General features: G+C 56.6%; 7 protein-coding genes and 3 pseudogenes. 5 read left to right on the forward strand and 5 right to left on the reverse strand.

The annotated features are described in order from the left end of the window. Positions 1-364: 364 nt before the first annotated feature. Positions 365-1,390, reverse strand: a complete 1,026-nt coding sequence (locus AAAC48_RS27250) for an IS110 family transposase (RefSeq protein ID WP_340657194.1) — start codon at positions 1,388-1,390, stop codon at positions 365-367. Between the two features lie 208 nt (positions 1,391-1,598). Between AAAC48_RS27250 and AAAC48_RS27255 the strand changes: the two are divergent. Then, positions 1,599-2,363, forward strand: a pseudogene (locus AAAC48_RS27255) (IS110 family transposase); the annotation flags it as partial. A 68-nt stretch (positions 2,364-2,431) separates the two neighbouring features. Here AAAC48_RS27255 and AAAC48_RS27260 read toward each other — a convergent pair. The 4 genes from AAAC48_RS27260 to AAAC48_RS27275 form a co-directional block, all read right to left on the reverse strand. Continuing rightward, on the reverse strand, positions 2,432-2,824 hold the full coding sequence (locus AAAC48_RS27260; protein ID WP_340657195.1) for a cupin: 393 nt from the start codon (positions 2,822-2,824) through the stop codon (positions 2,432-2,434). 8 nt (positions 2,825-2,832) lie between these two features. Next, positions 2,833-4,320, reverse strand: a complete 1,488-nt coding sequence (locus AAAC48_RS27265) for a 4-hydroxyphenylacetate 3-hydroxylase N-terminal domain-containing protein (RefSeq protein WP_340657196.1) — start codon at positions 4,318-4,320, stop codon at positions 2,833-2,835. Between the two features lie 14 nt (positions 4,321-4,334). Next, positions 4,335-4,871, reverse strand: a complete 537-nt coding sequence (locus tag AAAC48_RS27270) for a flavin reductase family protein (RefSeq protein WP_340657197.1) — start codon at positions 4,869-4,871, stop codon at positions 4,335-4,337. A 103-nt stretch (positions 4,872-4,974) separates the two neighbouring features. Further along, positions 4,975-5,661 carry a GntR family transcriptional regulator gene (locus tag AAAC48_RS27275; protein ID WP_340657198.1) on the reverse strand — a complete coding sequence of 229 codons (687 nt, stop codon included), beginning with the start codon at positions 5,659-5,661 and terminating at the stop codon, positions 4,975-4,977. 161 nt (positions 5,662-5,822) lie between these two features. On the opposite strand from AAAC48_RS27275, the pseudogene AAAC48_RS27280 reads away from it, so the two are divergent. From AAAC48_RS27280 to AAAC48_RS27295, 4 genes and pseudogenes are all read left to right on the forward strand, one after another. Beyond that, positions 5,823-5,930, forward strand: a pseudogene (locus tag AAAC48_RS27280) (short chain dehydrogenase); the annotation flags it as partial. Positions 5,931-6,016: 86 nt separating this feature from the next. Then, positions 6,017-6,286, forward strand: a complete 270-nt coding sequence (locus tag AAAC48_RS27285; protein ID WP_340657199.1) for a hypothetical protein — start codon at positions 6,017-6,019, stop codon at positions 6,284-6,286. A gap of 14 nt (positions 6,287-6,300) precedes the next feature. Beyond that, positions 6,301-6,438 carry a hypothetical protein gene (locus AAAC48_RS27290; protein WP_340657200.1) on the forward strand — a complete coding sequence of 46 codons (138 nt, stop codon included), beginning with the start codon at positions 6,301-6,303 and terminating at the stop codon, positions 6,436-6,438. After that, a pseudogene (locus tag AAAC48_RS27295) lies at positions 6,424-6,825 on the forward strand (DDE-type integrase/transposase/recombinase); the annotation flags it as partial. The gene AAAC48_RS27290 and the pseudogene AAAC48_RS27295, both read left to right, overlap by 15 nt. Between the last annotated feature and the right edge of the window lie 61 nt (positions 6,826-6,886).

A 6,886-nucleotide genomic window follows, 5' to 3' on the forward strand; every position in this document is an offset into this window, starting at 1 on the left:
CCTTCAACCCGAATCCATCCCTGGCTGAGCAGTTCGCGATTCTCACTGCATAGCTGTTGTCGTATCAGCTTGAGTTAGCCCAACTCAGCCGTTGCAACATGTATGGACGCCCCGATGGGTGCAAGAAGAATCTTTTGGAACAGATATTGCGTGTAGTCGGGTGCTGACATGTATCCGGCCTCTGATGCAGCGTTCGACATGCCGCGGGCCTGTATGGGAGTTCGCGGACCGGATCCAATTCAGAACCGCGTGCTCGAGGCACATTGTTGCAATCTGGTTTTCCCGATCCCGTCTCGTCGACTGTTACGCCATACCTTCCATTTGACCTCCTACACCTCCGACAGCCCCCTGATCGCTGCAGCGTTTATTCTGCCGCGATTTGAGCTCGATAGATTCCACCCTTGGCCATCAATGCCCAGACGATGCGAGCCATCTTGTTGGCAAGGGCAACTGTCACCAGCATCGGTGGCTTGCGGCTGAGCATGCGCGCCAGCCACGATCCCGCCACGGCTCCCTTCCGTGCCGCCCACCGCACAACCGCGCTCGCCCCGATGATGAGCAGACGCCGCAACGTCCGTTCCCCCATCTTCGAGGTCTTGCCAAGCCGCTGTTTGCCGCCGGTGGATCGTTGCAGCGGTGTTAGCCCTAACCACGCGGCAAAATCACGCCCGCGTTTGAACGTCTCGGCCGCCGGTGCCAGTGCCGTCAGCGCCGTTGCGATGATTGGACCAATTCCAGGAACAGTCATCAAACGACGCGCCACCTCATCCTCTTTGGCACGGCGGGCGATCTGATTATCCAGGAGCCTGATACGCTCCTCCAATGTATGCAGCGTCTCGACCAATACTCCAAGGATTGGACGCGCCATGTCCGGCAAAAGCTGCTCCGGGTCCTCCACAGCCAGGATCAGCTTGGTAATATGTGCCGGACCTTGGGCAACGACAATTCCAAATTCAGCAAGATGGCCCCGCAGCGCGTTGATAATTTGCGTCCGCTGCCGCACGAGGAGATCGCGTGTCCGGAACACAATGGCCGCTGCTTGGCTCACCTCGCTTTTTACGGCGACAAAACGCATGGTCGGACGCAACGCCGCCTCACAGATCGCTTCAGCGTCGGCAGCATCGTTCTTATGCCGCTTCACGAACGGCTTCACGTAGGCAGGGGGGATCAGTCGAACCGTATGGCCGAGATTACCAATCTCCCGCCCCCAATGGTGGCTGCTGGAGCACGCCTCCATCGCAACGGTGCAGCTCGGTTGCACAGCAAAGAACGTGAGCACCTGATCGCGACGCAATTTCTTGCGCAAAAGCACCGCGCCAGCTTCATCAGCCCCATGGGCCTGAAACACGTTTTTCGCCAAATCTAGGCCAATAATGCTAACCTCTTTCACGGACGCCTCCTTTAAATGGTGATCAACGTCTCCATTCTGGCACATCGATGCCGTCGGGGGGCGTCCACTGGAGCGTCCACATGGGGTAATCGCGGGAGCGAGTCGCCCTGAAATCAATCATTGGCTTGGAGGGTGGCTGTTCCCCGATAAGATGGAAGTGCGGGCTCACGACTGGACGCCGGGCCCAGGCATCTAAGGGAGAACAGCCATGACAGAGTATATCGGTCTCGACGTGTCGATGAAAGAGACGGCAGTTTCGATACGCCGTGGGGGCGAAAGAATCTGGCGCGGAAAGTGCGCATCTGATCCCAACATCATTGCCGAGCTTGTCCGCAAGCGGGCGCCAACTGTCAAACGCGTGGTGTTCGAAACGGGGCCTCTCTCCGTGTGGTTCTATCATGCGTTACGCGCCAAGGGATTGCCGGTTATTTGTATCGATGCCCGCCATGCCAAAGCTGCGCTCGATATGGCGGCGAATAAGACGGATGCCAATGACGCTGATGGCCTCGCGCGTCTTGCAGAGGTCGGTTTCTACCGTGAGGTTCGGGTTAAAGGGTACGACAGCATGTTGACCCGGACGCTCGTAGCGGCACGCACCCGGTTGGTCCGGATAACCACCGAACTTTCCAATCAGATTCGTGGAATCATGAAAACGTTCGGACTGGTCGTTCCTGCAGGTAAGGGAACTACGTTCGAAAAGAATGTTCGGCGCCTTCTTATCGATCACAAGGAGCTTGCTCTTATCGTGCTGCCGATATTGGAAGCCTGGCGCGGCATTCGCATTCGTGCCGCCGAGCTTGGGCGCCAGCTCGTCGCAGACGCACGTCAGAGCCAGGCATGCCGCATACTCATGTCGATCCCCGGGATCGGCGCCATCACCGCAACCTCTTTCGCCACTGCCATTGAAGATCCGGGCAACTTCAAGAAGTCCCGATCTGTCGCCGCCTGGATAGGCCTGACGACGCGCCGCTACCATCAGAACCTATAGGACGGCCAACGGCCGACGACGCACTGCAGGAATCCACGATATTGATAAGTTCATCACAGCGCGGATGGGTTGGGATAGTAGTGAAACTCAAGCAACAAGCATCCTGTCTCCGACCTGAAAGGACCGTGATAGACGCCGGGTGGCCGGCAGGCATAGGTGTTGGACGAGAAGCTCGACGCATGCCGGGTATCATCTGCCCCGCCGACGACGAGATCCCCCGAGATCAGGTATACCTCCTCCCAGTAGTCATGCACAAACGGCACTGTTGTATACGCGCCGGGTTTGAATCGAAGCAGTCGCGTTCGACTTCCTGTCATGTGGTTTTCGTCGAGACTGCCCGCAAGTATCTTTTGTTCGATCTCAAGGGGATATCCGGGAGGCGAATGCCAGCCTTCGCCATCCATATCCACGGAATGGAATTCCTTATGCTCTTTCTGGACCGGCACGGAACACCTCAGGCGGCTACAGGGTTTTCCTTGAAGATTTCGTCCTCGAGCGCATAACTGTCGAGCATTTGATCGACAAGCTGCGTGCAGCGATCCCAATCGAACGTCCGGAAGCTATGGCCCTTGGTCACAAAAGCCGCGCCCGCATAAAACATTTCATATTGCGTATGGCGCGATGCAAATTCCGATCCGACTGCATCCCAGGCGAGCTTGAAAAATTTCACGCGGCCCTCCGACGAGGCCACGGGGGATTGCTGCGTTTTCCCGATCAGATCACGCAATTCACTGTTCGCGAAGTCCGAAACCGAAGATGGCAGCATGATCAATCCGCCCCCCGCCAGCTCGCGCAGGGTCACCATGACTTGCGCATAAAGTTGCTGGGTCAAGACCTGGGCGGAGTACAAAGTGTGTGCGTCGGGAATGAAGTATGCGCCGTGCATTCGGCCCTTCACTTCCATCGAATGAACGAGCGCGTCCACCATGGTGTTATGCGCAGCCAGGGTACCCAGTGTTTCCTTCACTTGAGGGAAGTTGATAACGCCGTTTGTTTCCGCGATACGCTTGGCGATGCCAACAAGGAATCGCATCTTCACCATCAGGCGTATCTGGGCCTGATAGTTCTGATAGACGTGGGCGGGCGTGGCGTGAAACTGTTTCTGGATCATGGAGATATCCTGATTGACGAACACACGGTCCCACGGCACTTTCACATCGTCGAAGTAAAGGACCGCATCGTTTTCATCGAAGCGGCTGGCGAGTGGATTGTCGAAAACACTCGTCGCGCTTTCCTCGTATGACTTTCGGGAAAGGATCTTCAGCCCCCTAATATTCATGGGCACCGCGAACGAAACCGCATAGCGCTCATCTCCCTCACGAAGGGGCTGGATACAGGTCACAAGCACTTCATTTGCCATCACCCCGCCAGTTGCCAGCATCTTGGCACCGCGGACGGTCAAGCCTTCGCTGTCCTGGTCGACTACGCCTGCGGTAAGGAACGGATCCTGCTGTTCGTTCGCGGCTTTTGACCGATCGGCTTGAGGGTTGATGATGACATAGGTGAGATAGAGCTCATTATCGCGCGCATATCGATAGTAGTCGGCAAGGGCATCAGCGCGAACGGCATCATAAGCCCTGAATGCCTCGATCCCCATGTACATGCCGGAGATGCATGAGGCGACGTGATCGGGCGCACGGCCCAGAAAGCCGCCATGGAGTTCGGTCCAAGCCTCGAGTGCCTTGCGGCGCTGAACAAGCTCCGGATAGTTATGCGGCAGTTGCCAAATCCGGTTGGCCCGTTCTCCGCCCGCCCCTGGCACCTCGAACGTCATCAGTTCCAGATTATCGACAATGGACTGAAAATCGTAAAGCAATCCGATCGATCGAACAGTCTGCCGAAAAGCGGTATGGACTGTGATATCTCCGGCCAGTTGACCGTTGATGTAGACCTGTCTGCCGTCCTTCAGCTTCTCAATGTGTGTTGCCCCGGTCTTGATCATCTCCTCCTCCCTCATCAGTAATGAATGTCGAGCGGCCAAAGTGGCGCAACGAATTCGGTTGACTGCAGCGCCGCATAGCGCCCCTTGCTGAACACAAGCGGCATCCGGTCGATTGACGACGAGAAGCTCTTCACCTCCGCTATAAAAAGCGTGTGGTCGCCGCCGTCATACTTGGCCCAAGGAATGCACTCGAAAACCGCGGCGACGCCAAGCAGCAGGGGTGCACCGAACTGTCCATGCACGAATCTCGCCCCTTCCCATTTGTTGGAAAGGGGCTTCGCGAACCGATTGGAAATATCCTTTTGGTTTTCGGCCAATACATTGACCGCATATCCCTCGGCTTTCTCCCATAACGGCAGGCTCGTAGCCCTTCGATCAATGCTGAAAAGGACGAGGGGCGGATCGAGAGACAAACAGTTGAATGAACTGATGGTCATGCCAAGCCGTTCAAACTCCGGTGTGCAGGTCACGACGCAGACGCCGGTGGGAAACTGGCCCAACGCTTGCCGGAACGCCTGTCGATCGAAAGCATTTTTCAACTCGACACCCATTTCCCCCTCCTTTCCATTCGAATGGTCCGGGAAGAGAACCGCTTTGACTGCGCCTACTTCCAGACCTCAGGCCACCACTCAAACATTCGCATCTTCACCTTCATCAAAACCGACATCCATGCGTGTCTGCTGCACTGCGGACCCAGCCCGCAGCTATCGGCAATCGCATCGCGAGCAAGGTGTTGGTCAAGTGCACGGCTATTGAGCCAGCAGCGCGTTCAGGATCGCCGGAGTGTATCGCTTCGACGATGGCAGCATGCTCGGCCAACACAATACTGGTGCGCTCCTCAGACGCAGCGATTGCATACAATCCCATTCGCAACTGTCGATCCCGCAGACTTTCATAAAAATCTGCCAGTATTGGATTCCCGGCAGAGCGCACGATCGTCCGGTGAAACTCGCGGTCGCACTCAATGAACGTCACCGGGCTTTGTTGCAACTCCGCTTGCCGGCTCAGAAGCCGGTCCAACTCCGCCGCCAGCGGCTCGCCTAACAGGGCCGCACGTCGCACGCACCAATCCTCGACCAACCCTCTGGCCTGCATGACGGACTCGACATCGGCTTCGGTGATCGCTGCTACGTATGCGCCCTTCTTGGGCACAATCCGCAACAACCCGTCCGATTCCAGCCTTAACAACGCTTCCCGCACAGGCGTCCGTGACGATCCGGTCGCGCGGCAAACCTCAGCCTCGGTGACGAAAGTTGCTTCATGACGCGGTAGCGTCAGGACATGCTGCTTCAACCATCGGTAAACGGCATCTTGAGCTGCCTCAGCTGGCGGCTCAATCATAGAGAAGGTTCGATGTTCTTGTAATCTAGTCATGAACATCATGTATACATGATGTTCACATTTATGCAAGCGTCTTCCAGTATGCAAGCATCTTCCAGCGGCAGATCAGGCACACGACCGTTGCATTCCTAGACAACCGGCGTAGTGCAGAGGACGGGGCAATGGCACGCTGGACGGTCTCCGACATTCCTTCGCAACGCGGCAGATCGGCGATCGTCACCGGCACTGGCAGCCTAAGCTATGAGACCGCTTTGGCTCTCGCTGTTGCGCCATTGCCTCGAACGGCACCGTCAAATCGGGGTCGTTACCTATGATACGGACAGCCTTGGGCAGGATCATTTCCTGCAGACCGGCGGTGACCCGAAAACATGGTGCGTTTCATGCCATGATCGAAGGAGGAGCCGCTTATGACGCAGTAGCCTTGCGGACGGAACTGGAGGGCGCTGTTGAAACGCTCCTGACACGGCATCCGAAAATCGGGACTCTGGTTTTTGAATGCACCAACATGCCCCCCTTCAGCCGGGATATTTCTCGCCGCTTTGGTCTACCTGTCTACGACGCGCTGTCGCTCGGGAATTGGCTGATGCGCTCAGCCCTCCCCACGCGCATTGCCGCCAACGAATAAAGGTCTGAAAGACAATGCAATACGAATGGGACTTTAGCGCCATCCTTCAACACAAGGATTTGTTCTGGCAAGGCGTTCTCTATACGATCGGCTTCACGCCGGGTACGGCAATCTCTGGCATCACCACCGGCGCACTGTTTGTGCTCGACTAGATTGTCCAGACCCGCCGCAACACCAAGGCAGCCAAGCGGTTACTCGTCCGCCTGCTGAAGAAACAGGGGCTGGCGCCAAAGCGCATAATCACCGACAAGCTTCGCACATACGGAGCAGCAAAGCGTCAAGTCATGCCAGAAGTCGAGCATCGCTCCCACAAGGGTCTCAACAACCGGGCGGAGAATTCACATATGCCGCTGCGGAAAAGAGAGCGAATGATGCAAGGCTTCCGATCTCCGGGAGGGCTACAGCGCATCGTCTCGATCTTCTCTGCAATCCGCAATCTCTTCGTCTCACCTCGCATAAGCCGCTCTGCACTCCAAATTCACCTGCATCGCCTTAACGCAATGGCAGAGTGGAAAGCCGTCACTCTCACGCTTGTCTGAAATACTCTGACGGACATCGTTGCCGCGTGCTTCAAACAACGTGACAACCCCCATGTAATTG

Source organism: Phyllobacterium sp., assembly GCF_037994405.1.
Lineage (GTDB): Bacteria > Pseudomonadota > Alphaproteobacteria > Rhizobiales > Rhizobiaceae > Phyllobacterium.

Bases quoted from the DNA above. Each gene is read 5' to 3' on its own strand.
- AAAC48_RS27265 (WP_340657196.1), bottom strand. From the start codon at position 4,320: ATGATCAAGACCGGGGCAACACACATTGAGAAGCTGAAGGACGGCAGA.
- AAAC48_RS27270 (WP_340657197.1), bottom strand. From the start codon at position 4,871: ATGGGTGTCGAGTTGAAAAATGCTTTCGATCGACAGGCGTTCCGGCAA.
- AAAC48_RS27275 (WP_340657198.1), bottom strand. From the start codon at position 5,661: ATGATTGAGCCGCCAGCTGAGGCAGCTCAAGATGCCGTTTACCGATGG.
- AAAC48_RS27290 (WP_340657200.1), top strand. From the start codon at position 6,301: ATGCAATACGAATGGGACTTTAGCGCCATCCTTCAACACAAGGATTTG.